Annotated in this window: 1 protein-coding gene; it reads left to right on the top strand. The window is 55.8% G+C overall.

Annotated features, from left to right (window positions below; genetic code table 11):
• On the top strand, window positions 1-242 hold a 242-nt coding region (locus AAEY83_RS18070; RefSeq protein ID WP_351061451.1), incomplete at both ends, for a phage tail-collar fiber domain-containing protein.

Raw genomic sequence — 242 nt, 5'->3', positions numbered from 1 at the left:
AAGCAGGGCTGTGGACCGACACCGGCATTCTCTACGCCATCGTCAAATACCCGGAGTCGTGGAAACCGGTGCTGGCGCCGTCGGGATCGGGCAAAGAGTTTTACAATCGCTCGATTTTCGAAACGAGCAATGCGTCTCTGGTGACGTTGTTGATTGATGACACGGTGGTTAAGGCTACGCGTGCCTGGGTCATGAGTTATCTGGCCGAAGAACTCGGCAAGCTCGATGGCAAGCAGTCGGTG

It is taken from the genome of Psychrobacter sp. TB20-MNA-CIBAN-0197 (assembly GCF_040309765.1).
Classification (GTDB): domain Bacteria; phylum Pseudomonadota; class Gammaproteobacteria; order Pseudomonadales; family Moraxellaceae; genus Psychrobacter; species Psychrobacter submarinus.
Note: the sequence above shows the minus strand (reverse complement) of the source record. Positions and strands in the feature narration are given on the sequence as shown.